Source organism: Pseudothauera hydrothermalis (assembly GCF_003345255.1).
GTDB lineage: Bacteria > Pseudomonadota > Gammaproteobacteria > Burkholderiales > Rhodocyclaceae > Pseudothauera > Pseudothauera hydrothermalis.
Map to the genome: position 1 here is coordinate 1,252,063 of NZ_CP029331.1, position 21,421 is coordinate 1,273,483.

At 63.4% G+C, this 21,421-nt stretch carries 17 protein-coding genes and 2 riboswitches; of the genes, 11 read left to right on the plus strand and 6 right to left on the minus strand.

What is annotated here, in order from left to right; all coding sequences use genetic code 11:
- The first annotated feature begins 16 nt into the window (after positions 1-16).
- The 4 genes from DIE29_RS06115 to DIE29_RS06130 all read left to right on the plus strand — a co-directional run bounded on the left by DIE29_RS06115 (position 17) and on the right by DIE29_RS06130 (position 3,687).
- Positions 17-724 (plus strand): urease accessory protein UreF, encoded by a 708-nt coding sequence (locus tag DIE29_RS06115; RefSeq protein ID WP_102041935.1) that lies wholly within the window; start codon positions 17-19, stop codon positions 722-724.
- 71 nt (positions 725-795) lie between these two features.
- The gene (gene ureG, locus DIE29_RS06120) at positions 796-1,422 is read left to right on the plus strand and encodes an urease accessory protein UreG (RefSeq protein ID WP_108080235.1); all 627 of its coding nucleotides are present in this window, start codon (positions 796-798) and stop codon (positions 1,420-1,422) included.
- Between the two features lie 31 nt (positions 1,423-1,453).
- A complete protein-coding gene (locus DIE29_RS06125; RefSeq protein WP_108080234.1) occupies positions 1,454-2,032 on the plus strand; it encodes a HupE/UreJ family protein in 579 nt (192 codons plus the stop codon).
- A gap of 197 nt (positions 2,033-2,229) precedes the next feature.
- Positions 2,230-3,687: a TrkH family potassium uptake protein gene (locus DIE29_RS06130; RefSeq protein WP_114649469.1), complete on the plus strand. Its 1,458-nt coding sequence runs from the start codon at positions 2,230-2,232 to the stop codon at positions 3,685-3,687.
- Positions 3,688-3,852: 165 nt separating this feature from the next.
- Here DIE29_RS06130 and kdpE read toward each other — a convergent pair whose 3' ends face one another.
- The 5 genes from kdpE to DIE29_RS06155 form a co-directional block, all read right to left on the minus strand.
- Positions 3,853-4,548 carry a two-component system response regulator KdpE gene (gene kdpE / locus DIE29_RS06135; RefSeq protein ID WP_102041931.1) on the minus strand — a complete coding sequence of 232 codons (696 nt, stop codon included), beginning with the start codon at positions 4,546-4,548 and terminating at the stop codon, positions 3,853-3,855.
- Positions 4,545-6,050, minus strand: a complete 1,506-nt coding sequence (locus tag DIE29_RS06140; protein WP_162860597.1) for a DUF4118 domain-containing protein — start codon at positions 6,048-6,050, stop codon at positions 4,545-4,547. Before DIE29_RS06140 ends, kdpE begins: the two co-directional genes overlap by 4 nt.
- Positions 6,051-6,310: 260 nt before the next feature.
- Entirely contained in the window at positions 6,311-6,922 is a 612-nt protein-coding gene (locus DIE29_RS06145; RefSeq protein ID WP_108080230.1) for a YitT family protein, read from the minus strand.
- Positions 6,923-7,034: 112 nt separating this feature from the next.
- The gene (locus DIE29_RS06150; protein WP_108080229.1) at positions 7,035-8,408 is read right to left on the minus strand and encodes a DUF3999 domain-containing protein; all 1,374 of its coding nucleotides are present in this window, start codon (positions 8,406-8,408) and stop codon (positions 7,035-7,037) included.
- On the minus strand, positions 8,405-8,551 hold the full coding sequence (locus DIE29_RS06155) for a DUF2339 domain-containing protein (protein WP_205409790.1): 147 nt from the start codon (positions 8,549-8,551) through the stop codon (positions 8,405-8,407). Before DIE29_RS06155 ends, DIE29_RS06150 begins: the two co-directional genes overlap by 4 nt.
- A gap of 241 nt (positions 8,552-8,792) precedes the next feature.
- Between DIE29_RS06155 and DIE29_RS06160 the strand changes: the two genes are divergently transcribed.
- The 7 genes from DIE29_RS06160 to DIE29_RS06190 all read left to right on the plus strand — a co-directional run bounded on the left by DIE29_RS06160 (position 8,793) and on the right by DIE29_RS06190 (position 19,242).
- A complete protein-coding gene (locus DIE29_RS06160; protein WP_162860598.1) occupies positions 8,793-10,001 on the plus strand; it encodes a hypothetical protein in 1,209 nt (402 codons plus the stop codon).
- Entirely contained in the window at positions 10,001-12,241 is a 2,241-nt protein-coding gene (locus DIE29_RS06165) for a patatin-like phospholipase family protein (protein WP_237269519.1), read from the plus strand. Before DIE29_RS06160 ends, DIE29_RS06165 begins: the two co-directional genes overlap by 1 nt.
- Positions 12,242-12,283: 42 nt before the next feature.
- Positions 12,284-12,497: riboswitch (cobalamin riboswitch) on the plus strand.
- Positions 12,498-12,646: 149 nt separating this feature from the next.
- A complete protein-coding gene (locus DIE29_RS14800) occupies positions 12,647-13,495 on the plus strand; it encodes an acyl-CoA thioesterase (protein ID WP_237269520.1) in 849 nt (282 codons plus the stop codon).
- Between the two features lie 83 nt (positions 13,496-13,578).
- On the plus strand, positions 13,579-14,613 hold the full coding sequence (locus tag DIE29_RS06175; protein WP_114649170.1) for an IS630 family transposase: 1,035 nt from the start codon (positions 13,579-13,581) through the stop codon (positions 14,611-14,613).
- 97 nt (positions 14,614-14,710) lie between these two features.
- Positions 14,711-14,922: riboswitch (cobalamin riboswitch) on the plus strand.
- 120 nt (positions 14,923-15,042) lie between these two features.
- A complete protein-coding gene (locus DIE29_RS06180) occupies positions 15,043-17,862 on the plus strand; it encodes a ribonucleoside-diphosphate reductase subunit alpha (RefSeq protein ID WP_114649472.1) in 2,820 nt (939 codons plus the stop codon).
- Positions 17,859-18,980: a ribonucleotide-diphosphate reductase subunit beta gene (locus tag DIE29_RS06185; protein ID WP_102041905.1), complete on the plus strand. Its 1,122-nt coding sequence runs from the start codon at positions 17,859-17,861 to the stop codon at positions 18,978-18,980. Before DIE29_RS06180 ends, DIE29_RS06185 begins: the two co-directional genes overlap by 4 nt.
- 106 nt (positions 18,981-19,086) lie before the next feature.
- Positions 19,087-19,242, plus strand: coding sequence for a DUF3096 domain-containing protein (locus tag DIE29_RS06190; protein ID WP_102041904.1), 156 nt, complete (start codon positions 19,087-19,089; stop codon positions 19,240-19,242).
- A gap of 40 nt (positions 19,243-19,282) precedes the next feature.
- Here the strand turns inward: DIE29_RS06190 and DIE29_RS06195 are convergent, their stop codons facing one another.
- The gene (locus DIE29_RS06195; RefSeq protein ID WP_114649473.1) at positions 19,283-21,295 is read right to left on the minus strand and encodes a TonB-dependent copper receptor; all 2,013 of its coding nucleotides are present in this window, start codon (positions 21,293-21,295) and stop codon (positions 19,283-19,285) included.
- Positions 21,296-21,421 lie beyond the last annotated feature (126 nt).

The window sequence follows — 21,421 nt, forward strand, 5'->3', positions numbered from 1 at the left end:
CCGGCGCGCACAGACCATGCTGCCGCTCATCCGTCTATTGCAATTGGTCAGCCCCACGTTGCCGGTGGGCGCCTATACCTATTCGCAAGGGCTGGAATGGGCGGTCGATTGCGGCACCTTGCAAACCGAGGCGGATGCCGCGCGCTGGATCGGCGACCTATTGACCCACGGTGTGGGCGCCTTCGAAGCACCACTCGCCGCCCGCCTGTGTGAAGTCTGGGCGCAACTGGGGCAAAGCGGTGCGGACCAGGCCGCGGCCTTGTGCGAGATCATGGCTTTGAATGCGGATTTTCTGGCCAGCCGGGAAACCGCCGAACTGCGCGCCGAAACCGTGCAAATGGGGTATTCGTTGGTGCGCACGCTGAGCGGTGTGCCGGCCTTCGCGGGGCTGCCCGGCTGGGTGGCATGGCTGGAAGCCATCGATGAGCCGGCCTATCCCACTGCGTGGACGGCGGCTGCGGCCGCCTGGCAAGTGCCGACGGGCGAGGCGGTGGCCGCCTATCTGTGGGCCTGGGCGGAAAACCAGGTGATGGCTGCGGTCAAGACCGTGCCCTTGGGGCAAAGCGCCGGGCAGCGCTTGCTGGCCGCATTGGGCGAGCGCATTCCGGCAGTGGCCGAACGCGCGCTGAGCTTGCCACGGTGCGCATGGAACAATTTTTCACCCGCGCTGGCCATTGCCAGCAGCCGGCATGAAACCCAATACACCCGGCTGTTCCGCTCATAGCGAATTACATGGATCGCTGCCTGCGCTTTGGGCGTATACGGACTGACCGGTTAGAGAAGGAGTCAAACCCGATGAACAACAACCAAGCCTTGCGAGTCGGCATCGGCGGACCGGTCGGTTCCGGCAAGACCGCGCTGACGCTGGCGCTGTGTCGGGCACTGCGTGACAAGTACAACATCGCGGTGGTCACCAACGACATTTATACCGCCGAGGATGCGCAGTTTCTGGTGCGTCATCAGGCGCTCGAAGCGGAGCGCATCATCGGCGTGGAAACCGGTGGCTGCCCGCACACCGCGATCCGTGAGGACGCCTCGATCAACCTGGAGGCGGTCGACCGCCTGAACCGGCGCTTTCCGGGGCTGGACATCATTTTCATCGAGTCCGGCGGCGATAACCTGGCGGCGACGTTTTCGCCGGAACTCTCCGATCTGACCCTCTACGTCATCGATGTGTCGGCGGGCGACAAAATCCCGCGCAAGGGCGGGCCCGGCATTACCCGCAGCGATCTGCTGGTCATCAATAAAATCGACCTCGCGCCGCTGGTGGGCGCCTCGTTGGAGGTCATGGACCGCGATGCCCGCAAGATGCGCGGCCAACGCCCTTTTGTGTTCAGCAACCAGAAAACCGGTCAGGGCTTGACTGAAATCATCGGGTTCATAGAACGTCAGGGCCTGCTGCGGCATGCTGCGGCCGGCTAAATCCACCTCGATCCACTGTCAAGGAGTCCTCATGAAGCTCATCCGCTTTGCTGGTTCTGTCGGTCTGGCGCTGTGGGCTGGCGCCAGTGCGGCCCATCCGGGGGCGCATGAATCGGCCAGTTTTCTGTCCGGTTTCAGCCATCCGTTGGGCGGTGTCGATCATTTGTTGGCCATGCTCGCGGTCGGTCTTTATGCCGCGCGTCAGGGTGGCCGCCAGCGCTGGGCGCTGCCCACCGCATTCGTGCTGGCGATGCTTGCCGGCGCTGGCGCCGATGCGCTGGGTATCGCGCTGCCGGCGGTGGAGGCCGGCATTGCCGCATCGGTCTTGGTGCTGGGGCTTCTGATCGCTACTGCCGCGCGCTTGCCGGTGGCCGTTGCGCTGCCGCTGGTGGCGGTCTTTGCACTCTTTCATGGCCACGCCCATCACGCCGAGATGGGTGACAGCACGCTGCTTGCCTATACGGCGGGTTTTGCGCTGGCGACCGCGGCGCTGCACGCAGCCGGTTTTCTGGTGGGACGCTGGTTGCCGCAAACCGTGTGGGGGCAGCGTCTGCAACGTGCCAGCGGTGCGTTGATCGCCGGTGCGGGCGCGGTGTTTTTGGGAACGTGAGTTTGTCGCGGTGTGTTTTCGCTGCACTGCAATATTTACAACATCTTTACGCGCCACTGACTAAGCTGCGCCCACCCGTTGCCCGGCCGATCCTGCGTCACCCGGCCGGCTTCGGCATTGTCCAGACAGGGTGAGAGGCGTGCTGGGTTTCGAGCGACACGCATCCGCCGGCTACCGTTGCTGAATCGGGCCGGCGTATGCGCACCTTTTTTCCAACGCTCAACGCGCTGGGCTTGGTATTGGTCCTGTTCGGCGCGGTCATGGGTTTTCCGCTGGCGGTATCGTGGTGGCTGGACGACGGCGCCACCTACGCTTACGACGAAGCCATCGTTATCACGCTGGCGGCAGGCTTCCTGCTGTGGGCGGTGACCCGCAATGGCCGGCGCGATCTGCGTACCCGCGACGGCTTTCTGCTGGTGGCCGGCACCTGGGTGCTGACGCCGGTGTTCGCCGCGCTGCCGCTGCTGTTCTATCTGCCGGAACTGTCCTTCACCGACGCTTATTTCGAGGCGGCTTCGGGTTTGACTACCACCGGCGCCACGGTGCTTACCGGGCTGGATACGCTGCCGATTTCGATCAATTTATGGCGCACCTTCATGCATTGGATTGGCGGCATGGGGGTGATCGTGCTGATGGTGGCGGTGCTGCCGCTGCTGGGCATTGGCGGGCGTCAGTTGTTCAAGGCCGAAGCGCCCGGACCGCTGAAAGAAACCAGCCTCACACCGCGTATTGCCGAAACGGCCAAGGGTTTGTGGACGGTTTATCTGCTGCTCACCGTGGCCTGCGGTGTGAGCCTGTGGGCTGCGGGCATGCCGCCTTGGGAAGCGCTGATCCATGCTTTCACCATTACCGGGTTGGGCGGTTTTTCCAGCAAGGATGCGTCGCTGGGCTATTTCAACAGCCTGTCGATCGAGATCGTGACCATGATTTTTGCGCTGGCGGCTGGCCTGAACTACGGCACCCATTTTTTGGCCTGGCTGCGGCGCAGCTTGCGCCCCTATGGCACCGATCCGGAAATTCCGTGGTTTTTTGGGGTGATGGCGCTGAGCACGGCGATGATTACGCTGTTTCTGTTGCCGTCGAACGCTCATGCCAATTTCGCCGAAACCCTGCGCTATGTGTCGTTTCACGTGGTGTCGATTGCCACCTCGCTGGGCCTGGCGACTTACGACTACACCCTGTGGCCGGTTTTCGCTCAACTGTGGATCTTGTTTCTGGGCAGCTTTGCGCCGTGTTCGGGTTCCACGGGGGGCGGCATCAAGATGATCCGCGCGATCATGCTCTACAAGCAAGTGTATCGGGAGCTGATCCGTGCGCTGCATCCGCGCGCCGAGGTGCCGGTGCGGGTCGGTGGTGCCAATGTGCCCGATACCATTTTGCATGCGGTGCTCGCTTTCAGCTTTCTGTATATGGTGTCCATTGTCACGCTCACCCTGGTGCTCACCGCCAGCGGATTGGACGTGGTCACGGCGTTTTCGGCAGTAGTGGCTTGCATCAACAACACCGGCCCCGGCCTGGGCGCGGTGGGGCCGGCAGGCAATTACCAGGGTTTGGGCGACTTTCAGATCTGGGTGCTGTCTTTCACCATGATTCTCGGCCGGCTGGAAATTTTCACCCTGCTGGTGGTGCTCACGCCCTCGTTCTGGCGGCGCTGACTGATTGTCCGGCCAGGGTTAGCAGGCCGTTGAAAAACTACTGCGGTGGGCCATCTGCGGCGTTGCGCGGTGCTCGCTTCCTCGCCTATCTATTTGATATGTCTCGGTCGCTGCGCTCCGTGCGCCTTGCATCTGGCCATCCTCGCTACGTTTTTCAACGGCCTGTTAGACCCAACGATAACCGATGCCGGTCTCGGTCAGCAGATGACGCGGGAAAGCCGGCGTGGCCTCCAGTTTGCGCCGCAGGCTGGCCATATGCACCCGCAAATAGTGGGTATGCTCGACGTGATTGGGGCCCCAGACTTCGGCCAGCAGGTGGCGATGGGTGAGCACGCGCCCGGCATTGGCCACCAAGTGGGCGAGCAGTTTGTATTCGATCGGGGTGAGATGAACCAGCTCGCCGGCGCGACGCACGCAGCGCTGGGCAAGATCCACTTCGATGTCGCCAAAGCGCGCTACCGCCGGTTCGCCGCTACGCGCCAGCGCGGTGCGACGCAATAGCGCGCGCAGGCGGGCGAGCAGCTCGGCCAGGCCAAACGGCTTGGTCAGATAGTCGTCGGCACCGGCATCGAGCGCGGCTACCTTGTCGGCTTCGTCGGTGCGCGCCGACAGGATCAGTACCGGCACGGTGCTCCAGCCGCGCAAGCTGCGGATCAACTCGATGCCGTCCATGTCCGGCAGGCCAAGGTCAATGATTACCAGGTCGGGCTTGCGGGTGCCCACCTCGATCAGCCCGCGCTCGCCATTGGACGCCTCCATCACCTGACAGCCGTGGGCGCTCAGCGCGCTGCGCAAAAAGCGCCGGATCTGCGGCTCGTCTTCGACCACGACCACTACCGGCGCGGGCGCGACGCTCTTCATGCGGCCTCCTGCGGCAGCGCCGGGGCGGTGCCCAGCGGCAGGGCGATCTCGAAGCAGGCGCCGCCGGTCGCGCGGTTGAACCCGCGCACCCGGCCACCGTGCGCGGCAACTACCGCTTGCACGATGGCCAGGCCCAGACCGAACCCGCCGTTGGCCGATTCCGTGTGGCCGCGGGTGAATTTGGCAAACAGCGTGTCGATACGATCCGGTGGCAGGCCAAGGCCGTTGTCGCCGACTTGTAGAATGATTTCGTCTTCGTCGGCGCGGGCGCGGATTTCGATACGTGAGCCGGGCGGGGTGTATTGGGCGGCGTTTTCCAGCAAGTTACACAGCACGCGCTCGAACAACACGCTGTCGATGTCCACCAGCGGCAGCTCGGCAGGTAAATCGATTGCCAGCTCATGCCGCCCCAGCAACGAGGCGCGCGCCTGCAGCGCGGCGCCGACCACTTCTTCCAGCGGTTGCCACTCGCGGCGCAGACGTACACCGCCGGATTCGATGCGCGCCATCTCGAGCAGCTTGGCTACCTGTGCGCTGGAGCGCTGCGCCTCGGCGCCGATCGCTGCCACCAGTTCGGCTTGTTCGCTAGACAGCGGCGGCGCGGTGAGCGCCACGGCGTCGGCCAAGCCGGCGATGGCAGTAAGCGGGGTGCGCAGATCATGGGAAAGCGCGGCGAGCAACGAGTTGCGCAGGCGCTCGGATTCCATCTCCAGTTCGGTGCGGCGCGCCACGGCCACATAATGCAGGCGCTCCAGGGCGATGGCCAGTAGGCTAGAGAAGGCGTCGAGCAGCGGCGCCGGAGGGGGCTCAGCAGGCTCGCCGGAGAGCGCCAGCACGCCGCGCACCCGCATCGGCGCGCGCAGCGGCAGCCAGCGGATCGGCTTGCCGGCGCCGTCGCTGGTGCGCTGTGCTTGTCCGTTGAGCCAGACGGCCAGCGCGGCCGGTGGCGCTTCGGCCGCGCAGCCGGAAGCGACCGGCTGTAGCCGGTTCTGGGCATCGGGCAGCCACAGCGCGCCGTCACAACCGAACACTTCGCGGCTGAAGCGTTTGGCGTGCCCGTCGATTTGCTCCACCGCCAGCGCAGCCGACAGCTCGCGTGCCAGGCCATAGAGCGCCTGGGTCTGCCGCTCGCGCTGTTCGGCCGCCTCGAGTTGCCGACGCAGGCGTGCGGCCAGCTCTGCGGTGGTCAGGGCGACCAGCAGCAGCACCGCGAAGGTGAGCAGGTACTGGACGTCGCTCACCCCCAGGGTGAAATGCGGGGGCACAAAAAACAGATCGAACAGTGCCACCGACAGAAAGGCTGCCAACACCGCCGGACCGCGGCCCAGTTTGACCGCCGAAAACAGCACCGCAAGCGGAAACAGCATGGCGATGTTGGCCAGATCCAAATGCCCGAGCAACGGTGCTCCTACCGCCGCGATGGCCCCCACCGACAACACCGCCAAACCATAGTTATGCCAGCCGGCGCGATGGGGTGAAGCGGAAAAAACAGAAGCGGGCATGGCGCGGGTGAACATAGCTACCAAGTGTGCGTGGCCGAGTATGGTAGCAAGCCGCGTTGTAATGTTTTCGGCCATCTGCGCGACACAGTGACCAACCCTCATAGGAGAGTTTCCATGTCCGGTCACCGCTGTGGCCGGAGCGATACACACTGCGATGAGAACGCCGGCCCCGAATGCTAGACGATTTTACGATCGGTTGCGCTTGCTGCATGTTAGGCGCTTTGAATCAAGCCATCTTTGCTATGTTTTTCGAAGGCTTGCTAAACCCCAAAGTAACGGCCGGGACGGTGATTGATGGCGATCACCAGATTCACCGCCAGCGCGCCCAGCACCGAGAGGGCCACCAGCCAGGGTGCGATCCAGATCAACGCAGCGCCTAGGATCAGCACGTCGGCGATCATCTGTACGGTGCCGGCGCGCCAACCCTTGTTGCGCTGCAGCCAAATCGCCAGCACGCCGATGCCGCCCAGGCTGGCATGGTGGCGGATCAGCATCAAAAGACCGGTGCCGGCGAGTAAGCCCCCCATGACTGCGCCGAAGGCCGGCTGCAGCGTGCCCAGGCTGATCACCGCGGGCAGCAGTTCGCTATAGACCGACAGCAACAGCACGGCGCAGAAAGTTTTGAGGGTGAATTCCCAGCCCATCGCGCGTACCGCGAAGACATAGAAAGGGATGTTGATCAAGAAATACACCAGGCCAAAGTTCAGTCCGCTGGCGTAATGCACCAAGAGGGTCAAACCCGCGGTGCCGCCGATCAACAGGCCGGCATGTTTGAAAAAAACTACCGACAAAGCAACAAACAACGCCCCGGCGAGCAGGCCCTGGGCGTCTTCGAGCAGGTTGTGGCGGGCCGATTGGGGTGTTGCGGGCATGAAAGCGAAAGAATGTTACGTCGCTGAAACGGGCGCTCTGAGTGGCCGCGGCTATCATAGCGCGCCGGGCTGGTAGCCGGTAAGCGTGGGTTTTCCCGCGGCCGTCGGTGCGTTACGCCGTGGGTTCTTTTAGGCGCGGCAACATCCAGGCCATGGCGCCGAGCACCGCCACTGCAATCAGTAGTGTCGCCCACAGCATCCAACGCCGGGCATCGAGCGGTGCGCGCAACCGGTCGGGGCCGCCGGCTGTGACCGCTTCGCCAAGCGTGGCGGTGGCGATTGGCAGCGCAGACGAGGCGTCCTGTCCGTAGCCCGGCACAAGATTGTCGATGGCAAATGCTGCATTGCTGGCCTGATGTCGCCCATAGGCCAGGGTAAATGGCGGCTTGCCGCGCGCGGCAAACACCAGGTTGTGAGCGATCCAGCCCACTTCGACTGTGGGCGAACCCGTGCCAAACCCGCCTCCCCGAGCGTCGACGCGCAGCATCAGCTCGGCGGCCGGTTTGAGCGGCAGATCCGGATTATGCCGCTCGTACGCCGTCTCGCTGAGGCGGAAGACCTGGTGGCGACCCAGCGATTGCCAAGGTGCGTCGCCATGCGCACGGACAAATAGCTCCACCGGCACCACGCTATTGGCCTGTGGGGGCGTGATCCGCAGGCGATCCGCAGGCAGCGCCAGCGGAATTTCGAACATATATTCGTCGTGATCGCCGAGTTTGCGGATTAAAGGCGCTTGCAGCGTAAGCCAGGTGCGCGGCAGCTCGACCGCAGCGGGCACCGGTTCGACCCGGGCGGCTTCAAAAATCCGCTCGCGCGCACCTTCGGGAGGAGCGCCGGACCAGGTCAGGCGCAGATAGCGGGCCTCGGTGGCAGGCCAGTCGATACGTAGGCGGGCCAGCTCTTGCTCTTCGGTATGTAATGGCACCAGCGGTGCGCTGGCCACCAGGGTGCGCCATTGCGCCAGATCCTTGCTGGCTTCCACCCGCATGCGCCCGGATAGCTGGCGCCCGTGCTCGGCTACCACCAGTTCCAGCGCGCGGATGCGCTGGCCGATCTGGCTGGCGTCCACCAGCCAGGCCCTGGCAGGGCCGCGTGCGCGGGTCGATTCCTGCCCCAGGCTGACCACCGCGCCGCGCTCGTCGGTTTCGATGCGCAGATTGAGGGCACGGCCGCTGTCGGCAGCTGCACCGAGCATGAACAATGGTACGGCCACCGGCGTGCCCGGCGCACTGCGCTCCAGGATACGCGGCTCCAGCGCATGGGGGACGACTTCGCCGTCGGCGTTGAATACCCGCAGATCGGACAGGTCGTCGTGGGTCAGCACCCGATACACACTGATCGGCAATTCGATGCGCTGGAAGGGCGCGGGGCGGGCAATGATTACCGGCGCGGCGTAGGCATAGTCGTTGATCTCCTCGGCCTGTGCGCCCGCGGCGAACAACAGGCCGAGTAGGGCGCAGCAATGGCGGGCCAGGTTTCCAATCATCTTGCGGTCTCCGCTGCTCTCGGGGGAAGCGGGGCGAACTCGCCGATCACCAGCATCAGCAGGCCAACGCCCAGAAAAGACACTACCCGTTCGATGCAGCCAATGTTGGACAGGTCTAGCAGGAAGAGTTTTACCACTAACATGTCCATCAGCGCAGCGCCGGCGCAGCGATCCGATTTGCCCCAGGCCGGTTGGCAGCCAGGGGTGCGCTGGTCTGGTGAGACCAATGGGCGTGGCGCTGAAAAAAACGCATCGACCGGCCCTTCATCGCGCGTTTTACCCCGACCGATTCATCCGTATGATCCGCCAGGCAGGCGCGCGGCGCGAACCGTGAGAGCGGTTTTGTGGTCGATAATCCGCATTTTCCACGAGAGACCTGCAACCGTGTCCGAGCTTCCCGAAAAGGCCCGCAGGGCGGGAGTGCTGACCCGCAAAGCGTTTAAATCGGTCATCCAGGCCGCCAGTGCCAACCTCCATGAGGCGGTTGCGCGCAAAGATCGCGTCGGTGGCGCGGTGAGTACAGCGGTGGAAGCCGCCACCCGCGCAACTGCGCAGGCGCTCAGTGGCGCGGCTAGTGGACTGGATGCTGCGGCGCGCACGCTAGCCGAGGGCAGCAAGCCGCCTGCGGCCGATACGGCCCAAGATGCCGCGACGCCACGCGCGGGTGGAGGTTATTTGGGGGCTCGGGCTTTGCGGTACGGCAGTGCCATGCTGAGCAAGGCAGCCGCGGGCCTCAGCAGCGCGCGCGCGGCAGCGCCGCCGTTGGGGGCTGCGGCTGCAGGGGCTTTTGCCAGCGCGGCCGGGGCGCTGGGCGCCACGCTGGATGCGGTCGCGCTCGATGAAGCGGATTTTGCCGCGCTGATGCACACCATTGCCAACCATGCCGCACGCTACGCGCAACTGAAGACTGCGAAAGTGTCGGTGCTCGAACCGACCGATGCGCACCACGCGCTTCGCGCCCAACTGCCCGCACGGTTTGCCGACTGGCTCAATCGCGGCCATCTGCCGCCTGCTTTCCGCGCCCACTGGGCCGATGGCTCACTTGGCGTGGTCGATGCCCAGGGCACGCCCCATGAAGCCTTGCAGCGCAAGGCGGCAGAATCCTTGGCCCAGTTGCAGGCGGCACTGGCGGCCTATCCAGACATCGTGCCGGTCGATATCGAGGACGTGGCGGCCGAATTGTTGATGTGTGTCATCGTTGAACAGGGTCGGGACGACCGGCCCGACTTGCGGGCGGTCGAGCGTGTGCTGGCCGCCCGCGGGCTGCAGGGTCTGCAAGATGCCCAGCCTGAGGGTGGTTGGCTCACCAGTTCGGCGGGTCTCGCTTTTTTGGCTTTGGTGACGTTCAGCGACCGTTCGCGTAGCCTGATCGAGCGCAGCGAAGATTTTGGCGCGCGCAGCGCCGAAATTCTGCTGGCTTCGGGCGCCAGCCGTCTGGCGCTGGCCGCGGGGCATGTCTGGTGGATCGGCGCCTTGGCCGGTGCGGGCTCCTCGCTGGTGTGGGGGCGTGGGCGCGCCAAACGCGCACGGTTCAATGCCCTGCAAGCGCTGGCCGAGGCGATGGAGCGCGTCCTGCGCCGTCTGGAGGCTTGATGCACCGCGTCCTGATGCGCTTCATGCTCATTGCCGCGCTGGTGGTGTTTTCTTCGCACAGCGTCTTGGCTGTAGCGGCCAGCGCGCCTCAAACCGATGATGTGGACGAAATCCGCCCCGGTGTGGCGCTGGTTTTGTCCGGCGGGGGCGCGCGCGGGGTGGCGCACCTGGGCGTACTCAAAGTGCTGGAGGCGCTGCGCGTGCCGGTCGACTGCGTGGTGGGCACCAGCATGGGCGCGATCGTCGGCGGCGCCTACGCTTCCGGTATGACGTTGGAAGAAATGGAGCGCCGGGTGCGCGCTGCCGACTGGGTGGAGATGTTCCAAAATGCGCTGCCACGGGACCGCCAGCCCTTTCGCGAAAAACAGGATGCGGCCGGCAACCGTGCAGCCATTACTCTGGGCTGGGGCGCGGGCGGCTTGCTGATGCCGCAAAGCGCGATTGCCGGCCAGCAGTTGGACCGCTTTCTGACCGGCTTGGCGGGCGATGCCGAGTCGCTTGGCAGTTTTGACACGCTGGGCTTGCCCTACCGCGCCATTGCCACCGACCTTGAAAGCGGTGCCTTGGTGGTGCTTGAAAACGGACCGCTGTGGCGGGCGATGCGCGCCAGCATGGCGGTGCCTGGCGTATTTTTGCCGATAGAACATCAGGGGCGGCTGCTGGTCGATGGCGGCCTGGTGATGAATCTGCCGGTCGATGTGGGTCGCCAGCTCTGCGGCGAGCGGATCATCGCAGTCAATCTCGGTACCCCGCCGATGGGCCGCGAGCGGCTGACTTCGGCTACCGAGATCGTGTTGCAGGCAATCAACCTGGCGCTGGAACAAAACGTACAACAGCAACTGGCGCGGCTGGGTGCCGAAGACGCACTGATCGAAGTGGACCTGGGCGACATCACTTCGCGCGACTTTGACCGGGTACTGGAGACCATTGCGCTGGGCGAGCAGGCTGCGCGCGCTGCAGCCGCCTCACTTGCTCGCTTTGCGGTGGATGAAGCCACGTTTGCCGCGTGGCAGGCTCGTCGGCAATTGCCGCTGCGCCGTCCGGCGCCGGTGATTAGTGCCATCGAAGTGGAAGGGGCGCGTCATGTGCCGGCGCATGGCGTGCTGGCCGGCCTGCGCCAACGCACCGGCGCGGCCCTGGATGCGGCCGCGCTGGAGGAGGATCTGGAAAAGCTCTATGCGCAAGGCGATTTCGAACGGCTGCGCTACCGCATCGAGCGCGATGGCGCTTATGGCCGGCTGAAAGTGGAGGCCATCGACAAATCCTGGGGGCCCAACTATCTGCGCTTTGGTGGCGGCCTGGCGGCGGATTTGCAAGGCGATGGCGCCGTGGCGCTGTTTGCCGGGCTGTCGCGGCGTTGGATCAACGACTGGGAAGGACGGCTCAATGTCGACCTGCAAATCGGCACCACCAACCGCCTGCGCGCAGAGCTGTTTCAGCCGCTGGGTTTGAAGAGCCGGTGGTTCGTGGCTCCGGTGTTACAGACCGGCAGTCGTACCGTGCCGGTGTATCAGGATGGCCGCAAGGCGGCGGATTTTCATGTACGGGAGCGCAGCGCAGGGGTGGACCTGGGTTTTGAAGTTGGAGCATGGGGCGAGTTGCGCATTGGCTGGCATCGCGGACGTGAAAAGTCCGACATCGTCAGCGGCGCGGCGGTGTATCCAGATCAATCGGTGGCGCAAGGCAAGCTGCGCGCCAGCGCGGTGCTCGACCGCTTGGACAGCCCGTTCTTTCCGCGCCGTGGCTACAGCGCGCGTCTTTTGGGCGAGTGGCACCGCACGCGCTTTGGCAGCGACCTCGACTACCGCTATCTGGAGTTGGACGCGTCCTGGGCAGCTTCACGGGGGCCACACACCCTGATGCTGAGTCTTACCGCGGCCGGCAGTCCGGACCGCGATCTGCCCTCCGCAGGACGCTACACCTTGGGGGGGCTGTTTCGTCTGTCCGGTTACCGCTATGGCGAATTGGCTGCCGACCGGGTGGTGCTGATGAACGTCTCATACTATCGCCGCATTGCCACCCTGCCCGAGGCGCTCGGTCGCGGCGTGTATCTTGGCGGTACGGTGGAGTTGGGCCAGCTGCGCAACGACGCCCTGGCCGTCGATGATCCGGGCTCGCGCAATTCGATGTCGTTGTTTATGGGCGCCGATACGGTGCTTGGACCGTTCTACGTCGGCGCGGCTTATGCGTCGCAAATCGGCGAGCCGCGTTACTACCTGCTGTTTGGCCAGCCGTACTGAGGGTAAAACTGATTCGTTTGACACCTCTTCTATCCGTCGGCTACTCTGCCCGTCGCCCACGGTTTGCCGTTCGAAACGCTGACGGCAATTAAAAGGGAATCCGGTGACGTGCTTGCTGCATTGAATCCGGAGCTGCCCCCGCAACTGTGAGCGGAGAGCTGCGTGCCAACTCCATGCCACTGGCGTGATCGCCGGGAAGGCTGGCACGACGCGATGACCCGCAAGCCAGGAGACCTGCCGTGTGCGATGTCAATCAATCCTGACAGGGGCGGGGTGTCCCCGGAGGAGCGTGCATGCCCTATCGCCTGGTCTTTGACCTGGTAGAAGCCTTGCGCGGGTGCCGGACTCACCGGCTTGCCTTCTCTGTGCATACCTCCTTCTGTCACATGCTTCGAGGAGATCTGCATGCAACAGCAAGGGTGCATGGCCGTCGTGGGGACGGCCGTTGACAGTGCTCAGACGTTGTCGAAAAACACGGTGGACGCGGCCACGCCGACCGTGATGGTCGATGTGGTCTTTCCCGAGCAGGCCAATCATCACGGCACCTTATTCGGCGGTGCGGCGCTATCCATGATGGATAAGCTTGCCTTCCTGGTCGCAACGCGGGCAACCCGTCGGCCGATGGTGACCGCTTGCAGCGGGCAGATCGATTTCCATGCGCCGATTGCGCAGGGGACACTGGTGGAGCTGACCGGCGAAGTGGTGCGGCGTGGTACTCGCTCGGTGGATGTGGCAGTGCGGGTGATCGCTGAAGACCTGGCAAGCGGTGAGCGTCAGGACAGCCTGGGCGGTTTGTTCACGCTGGTGGCGGTCGGCGGCGAACGGGGGCGGTCAAATGTCGTGGATTGGGCATTACCTGTGCACGAAGGGGTTGGCCCGGTTTCATCCATGGTGGAAATGGTGTTTCCGGGACACACCAACCACTTCGGCAGCTTGTTCGGCGGTCAGGCGTTGGCCTGGCTTGGCAAAGCCGCGCTGGTTGCCGCAGCGCGCTATGCGCGCATGCCGGTGGTCATGGCGGCCTCCGAGCGCATCGATTTTCATGCGCCGGTGCTCGAGGGCGAAATCGTCGATCTGGCAGCCAGGGTGCTCAAGGTAGGCAACAGCTCGATGACCGTGGAGGTGATCATGCATGCGGAAGAATTGCTCACCGGCCAGCGTCGTCTGTGCACCCGCGGCCGCTTTACGATGGTCGCACTCGGCTATGACGGCCGCCCGGTGCCGGTGCCACAGCCGGCCTGCCCGAGATGCTGAGCGTGCGTGCATGTGTTGCGTTTTTCCAGAGTAGAAATACTGAGTTTCCCATAAGTAGTGTCATGTGAGCGATAATATGGCCTATGAAATGCAAACGACTTTCCGACGGCCGAGCTCTCGATCATCACACCTTGCAGGTCATGCGGCAGCAGGCCGTCAAAGCGGTACGTGACGGGCAGACGGTGCAAAGCGTCGCGGCGGCGTATGGCGTGAATGAGCGCAGCGTTTTCCGGTGGCTCGCCGATTTTGCCAATGGCGGACAGAACGCATTGCTCGCCAAGCCGATTCCGGGACGCCCGAGCAAACTCAGCGCCGAGGAGCTTTCGTGGATTGCCAATGCGGTTCGTGACCACAACCCGCAGCAGTTCAAGTTCGAGTTCGGCTTGTGGACGCTGTCTCTGATTCGTCACTTGATCAAACGCCAATTCAAGAAAGAGCTGTCGGTCTCCTCGGTTCACCGCCTGATGAAGATCCTGGGTTTCAGCGCCCAGAAGCCGCTCTACCAGGCGTGGCAGCAAGACCCCGTCCTGGTGCGCACTTGGGAGACGGAGACCTACCCCGCGATTCGCGCTGAAGCCAAGCGGCTCGGAGCAACGATCTACTTTGGCGACGAGTCGGGCATCCGCTCGGACTACCACACCGGCACGACTTGGGCGCCACAAGGCCGGACGCCGGTGGTGCAGGCGACGGGTCGGCGCTTCTCGCTGAACATGATCTCGGCCGTCGGCACGCAGGGCGAATTTCGGTTCATGCTGCATGAGGGCTCGGTCGGTGCGAAAGTGTTCGTCGAGTTCCTCAAGCGCTTGATGCTCAATGCCGAGAAACCGGTCTTTCTGATCGTCGATGGTCATCCGATTCACAAGGCAAAGATGGTCAAGAGCTACATCGAGAGCTTGGACGGCAAGCTCAAGTTGTTCTATTTGCCGCCTTACTCGCCGCAGCTGAACCCGGACGAAACAGTCTGGGCTCATGTGAAGCGGAAGGTTTCGAGCCAGTTGGTCGAGAGCGCCGAGGAGATGAAGCGACTCGCACTCCGTGCTTTGCGTAGCATCCAGAAGCTCCCCGAACTCGTGAAGTCATTTTTTAGGCAGCCAGAGTGCCGCTATATCCTGGGCTGACACTACTTATTGAAAAGTTAGTACTAGATTTAGTAATTCAATCAAAGCAGGCGTCTGTATATAGTATCTTGGCTTGCGCAACCGACCGGCATATCGATACACTGCCGGCCGCGACGGTTCCCGCGAGGGATGAAAAGGGAATCCGGTTAGGTGCGCACCGCCTGTGCGTCCCAATGCCGGAGCTGCCCCCGCAACTGTAGACGGCGAGTCCGCCACCGTTTCAAGCCACTGGAAAAGCTGTTTTCCGGGAAGGCGGGTGGCGGGCGCTGACCCGTGAGCCAGGAGACCTGCCGACGCCGATCCGGCCCCGATCCGTGGGCCGTTTTTCTGACCTGGGGCGGGGTGTCCCCACGGCGGAGCGTGCGGCCTTTGTCCGCATTGCCTCGTGTCGTGCCGACATCCCGCAGCCAATGCTACGGGAGTGAAAGCATGCAGGTTTTTTCCAGCCATGGTGGAGCCGAGTCCGCAGTCCATCGCAATCGGCCTGCGCCGTTCGCGCCGGTTGAGGCGGCCGGTGCCTTCGAGGTGGTCCGCCGCAACGGCGTGATCGTTCCCTTCAATCCTGACAAGATCGCGTTGGCAATGACCAAAGCTTTTCTTGCCGTCGAGGGCGAGCAGAGCGTGGTGTCGGCGAGGGTTCGCGATCTGGTACTGCGCCTGACAACTGTCGTGGTGCAGGCGTTGACCCGCCGCCTGCCAGGCGGCGGCACGGTACATATCGAAGACATCCAGGACCAGGTTGAACTTGCGCTAATGCGCGAGGGTTGCCATGACGTGGCGCGCGCTTATGTGCTGTACCGGGAGCGGCGCGCCGCCGAGCGCGCGGCCGCTCTGGACTGCAAGCGGGCTGGTTCCGAACCGCTGCTGCATGCGGTCGATGGCGATCGATGCATCCCTTTGGAGCGCGAGACCTTACGCGCACGGTGCGTGGAGGCCTGCGAGGGGTTGTCGGGCGTATCTGCCGACACCGTGCTGGAACATGCGCTGGCCAATCTTTATGACGGTGTGCCGATGGCTGCGGTACGCCAAGCCTTGGTATTGGCAGCACGCACACTGATCGAGCGCGAGCCGGCCTACGCCAAGGTCGCCGCCCGCTTGCTGCTTGACGATTTACGCGTGGAGGTACTGGGTCGCCCGGTCAGTCATGCGCAGATGATTACGGGCTACGCGGAGTGCTTTCCCACGCTCATCATGCGCGGCATTAGAGCGGGACTGCTCGATCCGCGCCTGGGTGAGTTTGACTTGCCGCGCTTGGCTGCCGCGCTGGATGCTGCCAACGACTTACGCTTGAACTACCTTGGCCTGCAAACGCTCTACGACCGCTATTTTCTGCATGTGGATGAGACCCGTATCGAGTTGCCGCAAACCTTTTTCATGCGGGTGGCGATGGGTTTGGCGCTCAACGAAACCGAGCGCGAGACGCGTGCCATCGAGTTCTACCGCCTGCTTGCCTCGTTCGATTTCATGTGCAGCACGCCGACGCTTTTCAACAGCGGTACGCGACATGCGCAGTTGTCATCGTGCTATCTCACCACCGTGGCCGATGACCTCGAAAGTATCTACCAGGCGATCAAAGAGAATGCCTTGCTGCAAAAATATGCCGGGGGACTGGGCAACGATTGGACCCCGGTGCGCGCACTGGGCAGCCTGATCCGCGGCACAAACGGCAAAAGTCAAGGGGTAATTCCCTTTCTCAAGGTGGTCAATGACACCGCCGTGGCGGTGAATCAGGGCGGCAAGCGCAAGGGGGCCGTGTGCGCCTATCTGGAGACTTGGCATCTCGATATCGAGGAGTTTCTGAATTTGCGTAAAAACACCGGCGATGAGCGCCGCCGTACCCACGACATGAACACCGCCAACTGGATTCCGGATCTTTTTATGAAGCGGGTGATAGAAGGCGGCGAATGGACGTTGTTTTCACCGGTCGATGTACCCGATCTGCATGAGTGCTTCGGACGCGACTTCGAGACCGCCTATCTGGCCCATGAGGCGCGTGCGGCGCGAGGCGAGCTGAGGTTATTCAAGAAAATTCCGGCGCTACAACTGTGGCGCAAGATGCTCACGATGCTGTTCGAGACGGGGCATCCCTGGATCACCTTCAAGGACGCCTGCAATGTTCGCTCGCCACAGCAGCATGTGGGCGTGGTGCATAGCTCCAATTTGTGTACCGAGATCACCTTGAACACTTCGTGCGATGAAACCGCGGTGTGCAACCTCGGTTCGGTCAATCTGTGTGCTCATCTCATCCAGGGCGCCGACGGCCGCTGGAGCCTGGATCATGACAAGCTTGCGCGCACGGTGCGCACGGCCATGCGTATGCTCGACAACGTCATCGATCTCAACTACTACGCCACGCCCAAGGCGCGCAATGCCAATCTGCGTCACCGTCCGGTGGGTTTGGGGATGATGGGCTTTGCCGATTGCCTGCATCGCTTAGGGGTGGCTTACGCCTCCGACGATGCAGTGGAGTTTGCCGACAGCTCTGCCGAGGCTTTGTGCTACTACGCTTATCTGGCTTCAACCGAGCTGGCCGAAGAGCGCGGGCGCTATGCCAGCTTCGAGGGCAGTCTGTGGTCGCGCGGCGTGCTGCCGGTCGATACCCTGGAGCTTTTGGCTCAGTCGCGAGGCGGCTATGTCGAAGTCGCGCGCGGCGGCAAGCTCGATTGGGAGTCTTTGCGTGCACGTATCGTGCGTCATGGCATGCGTAACTCCAACTGCGTGGCCATCGCCCCCACCGCGACCATCGCCAATATCGTTGGCGTGTCGGCCTCGATCGAGCCGGACTACCAGAATTTGTATGTCAAGTCCAACCTCTCGGGCGAATTCACCATGGTCAATGAATACCTGGTCGAAGAACTCAAGGCGCTTGGATTGTGGGATGAGGTGATGATCGCCGACCTCAAATACTTCGATGGTTCGCTCGCTCCCATCGACCGCGTGCCCGCCGATCTCAAAGCGCGCTACGCCACGGCCTTCGAGATCGATCCGGTCTGGCTGGTGGAGGCCGCCGCGCGCCGACAGAAGTGGATCGACCAAGCACAGTCTCTGAATCTCTACGTCGCCACCCCGTCCGGGCGCAAGCTCGACGAGCTTTACCGTCTGGCGTGGATCCGCGGCCTGAAGACCACCTACTACCTGCGTACCCTGGGTGCCACGGCGATGGAAAAAGCCAGCGTACCGACTGCCGGGGTGGCTGCCGCGGCGCCGTTTTGCGCCATCGACAACCCGGATTGCGAGGCCTGCCAATGAGTGCTTACCGTTTCGATGATTGGAATGACAAGGCGGCTGCCCGCACGCCGGACGCCATCACCGTACCGAACGCCCAGACCGATGCAGTGACGCAGATGACCCCGTCTCCGGCACTGGCCCCGGTCAATCCGTTAGACAAGCGCGTAGTCAACGGTCGCGCCGACATCAACCAGCTGGCACCTTTCCGCTATCCGTGGGCATGGGAATTTTTTCTCAATGCCAATAAAAACCACTGGACGCCGCTGGAAATCTCCATGGCGCAGGATGTGCACGACTACCACCACCGGCTGACCCCGGCCGAACGCCATGTGTTCGAGAATGTGTTGGCCTATCTCACCACCTCGGACATTCTGGCCATGCGCAACATCGGCCTGGCGGTGATGGAAAAGATGAGCGCACCCGAGCTGCAAATCTACCAGGCCCGCCAAGTGTACGAGGAAGCGCTGCACACATGGACCTACCAGCATTGCATTGAAAGTCTGGGCCTGGACCAGCAAGAGATCTACAACCGTTACCGCGTGGTGCCCGAGATCTACGGCAAGATCGCGCTAGCCAATCGTCGCCTGGAATGCGTGATGCGCTCGGACTTCGATCTCGCCAACCGCGATAACCTGCACGAATTTGCGCTTTCGTACCTCTTTTTTGCCGGTATCTTTGAAGGCTGCTGGTTTTACAACGGCTTTACCCCCATTTTTGCGCTACAGCGTCGTGGGCTCATGAAGGGCACGGCAGAGCAGTTGCAATACATCATGCGCGACGAGGTGCTGCATTGTGCATTTGGCATCCGGGTGGTGCGCCAATTGCTGCAAGAGGAGCATCTCACCCTCGATCCGCTCCGGGTGCGTGAGCTGTGGGAGGAAGCCGAGGCCGTGGAAGCGGCTTATGCCCGCTACATTCTGCGTGAGCCCATCCTCGGCTACTCGGCGGCGCAGCACCTTGGTCAGTTCCGCTTCATTGCCAATCGTCGCGCCCGCCAACTAGGTGTGGCGGAGCCCTTTCCCGGCGCGCACAATGTGTTGCCCTGGTTGGACGAACAGGCCAACTTGCGCAAAGAGAAGAATTTCTTCGAAACCCGGGTGACCGAATATCAGAGCGGTGGGGCCTTGAGCTGGGAGTAAAAAACATTGGCGGGCGACTTGCCTGGCGGCCGCGCCGGCGGCACACTGCGCGCCCTGGATCGCCGGCGTGTCGCTCGGTGGTCGATGCGAACATGGAGCACACCACATGAATCTTACAATCAGCCTTGCGCCGTTACTGGCGCTGATCGCCGGTATTCTCGTGCTGCTGGTGCCCAAGCTGCTCAATTACATTGTCGCGCTTTACCTGATCATCATCGGCGTGATGGGCTTGCTGGGAATCGGCAGCATCCACCTGCGCTAGCTGAAACGGGCGGCTTGGGTGCCGCCCGTTGCTGCGATGCTCAGTCCAGGGTCAGCGCGGCCTTCACCCACATGCTGCGGCCGGGTTCATTGACCCGGGTATCGGCCTCATAGCCGGGGATTGCTGCGCCGCTTCTTGACAGGTGCTCGGCATACTTCTTGTCGAACAGGTTGTCGATGCCGGCAACGATCTTGACTTTCTTGTTCATCCGGTAGCCGCCGTTGATCGAGAACACCCCGAAACCGGCAGTTTTGCCGATATCTTGACCGGCGATGTTGCCCTTGCCCGGATCGACCCGGTTTTGTGCGGCCACCAGCCGCCACAGTGCGCCGGCCGACCAGGTGCCGTTGTCCCAGTTCAGGCCGAAGCGCGCCTCGAGCGGCGGTTGCTGCGCGAGCGCGCTGTCGTCGGTGCGGTTGTGGCCGCGGACCCAGGCGAGGCTGGCGTCGGTCTGCCAGTTGCGGGCGAAGCGCCAGGCCAGGCCAGCTTCCATACCGTAGCTGCGGGCGTCGATGTTGCGCACGGTGGTGAGGCCGCCGCCCTTGGTGACCTTGTCGATCAGGATGTAGTCGTCGATGTCGGCGTAGAAGGCCGAGATGCTGCCGGACACGGTGCCGGCGTTCCAGTTGATTCCGAGGTCGAGCTGGGTGGTTTGTTCCGGCTTGGTCAGGAAGGCGCTATTGGTGGTCAGGCTCTGCTTGTTTTGCGAGATCAGTTCCCAGTAATCCGGAAAGCGCTCGCTGCGCCCCAGGCCGGCATAGGCGGTGGCCGCGCTGTGGGCCAGGTCATGCTCCCAGCGGGCAAAACCGCTGGTCAGTGTGTCGTTGCGGCGCTGCCCGGCGGTGACGATGGCGCCGCTGCGATGGTCCTGCGCGCGCCAACGGTCGACCCGCAGGCCGCCGATCAGGCGGTCCTGTTCGGTGAGGTCGTGGCGCAGTTCGCCGAACGCGCCGTGATTGCGAAAGGTGGCGTCGGTGGTACGTGCTTTGTTCCGGTAGGCTTCTTCCGCATTCACGCCCATGGCTGAACGCAGCGTGTGATCGTTGCGCTGGCCGTCGATGCCGACGGTCAGCAGGGTCGGCTTGGCCAGACGCAGGTCGGCGGCGACGCGCGCGCCGCGGGTCAGGCGGTCCGGGTTGTTCACCATGCGCATGCCGGGCATGGTGCCGTCGCGCAGGCTGAAGTTGTCCATCACATGGTCGATGTAGTTGCGATAGACCAGGGCTTCCAACTTCTCGACCACCGGGCTGAGCTTGCGCTTCGCCAAGCGCAGGCCGATGTTCTCGCGGTCGAACTTGGAACCGTCCATCGTGCGGTCGGCGTAGGCGGCCTCGCCGTCGCTGCGCGCATAGGTCAGTTCCAGCGCGGTGTCGTCATCCGGCGTCCAGCCCAGGGCCACGGTGCCGCTCCAGCGCTTGTAAGCGGAGTGCACATCGTTGCCGTCGCCGTCCTCGTAATCGTCTGCGCGTGTGCGGGTTGCGGTGCCGCGCACATAGAAGTCCGGCGTAGCAAAGCGGCCTTCACCCATCAGGTCGAGGCGGCCGAAGCTGCCTGCGGTGAGGCTGGCGTCTGCCGCGCCGCCGGCCTCGCTCGCGCGTTCGCGACTGCGTTCGAACAGCACCGTGCCGGCCGAGTTGCCGGGTCCGTGGATTACGGTCTGCGGGCCTTTGAGCACCGTCATGCGGTCATAGGATTCCGGGAAGACATAAGCGGTGGGCGGGTCCATGCGGCCGCCGCAGCCGCCCAGGATGTTCTCGCCGTCGAGTAGGATGTTGAGCCGCGAGCCGGCCATGCCGCGGAAAACCGGGTCGCCGCTGGTGCCGCCTTTACGGATCACCGAGAAACCGGGGATGGTCTTGAGGATATCGGCGCCGTCCAGTGCGGGAATAGGTTGGCGCGCTGCGCGCGGGTCGGTGACCACGGTAAGGGGTTCATTCATCGGCGCGGCGGTGACCACCTGAGGGGCGAGGGTGGTTTCTTCTGCGGCGGCCACCGGCAAGGTGAAAGGCAGCGCGATCAGCGCTGCGGCGATACGGGTTTGACGATGTTGCATAGACGTGATTCCTGACTGTGAGCGCGCGGCAGACAGGGCCGCACAGGCGGCGCTGCGGGCGCATGGTTTCGATGACGGGATGAGCGCATGACACCGCTTCGCGGCGGCTTTTTAGCTGCGCGAAAG

Excerpts from the sequence above, each read along its gene's own strand:
- DIE29_RS06115 (WP_102041935.1), top strand. The coding sequence starts at position 17 with ATGCTGCCGCTCATCCGTCTATTGCAATTGGTCAGCCCCACGTTGCCG.
- ureG (WP_108080235.1), top strand. The coding sequence starts at position 796 with ATGAACAACAACCAAGCCTTGCGAGTCGGCATCGGCGGACCGGTCGGT.
- DIE29_RS06125 (WP_108080234.1), top strand. The coding sequence starts at position 1,454 with ATGAAGCTCATCCGCTTTGCTGGTTCTGTCGGTCTGGCGCTGTGGGCT.
- DIE29_RS06130 (WP_114649469.1), top strand. The coding sequence starts at position 2,230 with ATGCGCACCTTTTTTCCAACGCTCAACGCGCTGGGCTTGGTATTGGTC.
- kdpE (WP_102041931.1), bottom strand. The coding sequence starts at position 4,548 with ATGAAGAGCGTCGCGCCCGCGCCGGTAGTGGTCGTGGTCGAAGACGAG.
- DIE29_RS06140 (WP_162860597.1), bottom strand. The coding sequence starts at position 6,050 with ATGCCCGCTTCTGTTTTTTCCGCTTCACCCCATCGCGCCGGCTGGCAT.
- DIE29_RS06145 (WP_108080230.1), bottom strand. The coding sequence starts at position 6,922 with ATGCCCGCAACACCCCAATCGGCCCGCCACAACCTGCTCGAAGACGCC.
- DIE29_RS06150 (WP_108080229.1), bottom strand. The coding sequence starts at position 8,408 with ATGATTGGAAACCTGGCCCGCCATTGCTGCGCCCTACTCGGCCTGTTG.
- DIE29_RS06155 (WP_205409790.1), bottom strand. The coding sequence starts at position 8,551 with ATGTTAGTGGTAAAACTCTTCCTGCTAGACCTGTCCAACATTGGCTGC.
- DIE29_RS06165 (WP_237269519.1), top strand. The coding sequence starts at position 10,001 with ATGCACCGCGTCCTGATGCGCTTCATGCTCATTGCCGCGCTGGTGGTG.
- DIE29_RS14800 (WP_237269520.1), top strand. The coding sequence starts at position 12,647 with ATGCAACAGCAAGGGTGCATGGCCGTCGTGGGGACGGCCGTTGACAGT.
- DIE29_RS06175 (WP_114649170.1), top strand. The coding sequence starts at position 13,579 with ATGAAATGCAAACGACTTTCCGACGGCCGAGCTCTCGATCATCACACC.
- DIE29_RS06180 (WP_114649472.1), top strand. The coding sequence starts at position 15,043 with ATGCAGGTTTTTTCCAGCCATGGTGGAGCCGAGTCCGCAGTCCATCGC.
- DIE29_RS06185 (WP_102041905.1), top strand. The coding sequence starts at position 17,859 with ATGAGTGCTTACCGTTTCGATGATTGGAATGACAAGGCGGCTGCCCGC.
- DIE29_RS06190 (WP_102041904.1), top strand. The coding sequence starts at position 19,087 with ATGAATCTTACAATCAGCCTTGCGCCGTTACTGGCGCTGATCGCCGGT.
- DIE29_RS06195 (WP_114649473.1), bottom strand. The coding sequence starts at position 21,295 with ATGCAACATCGTCAAACCCGTATCGCCGCAGCGCTGATCGCGCTGCCT.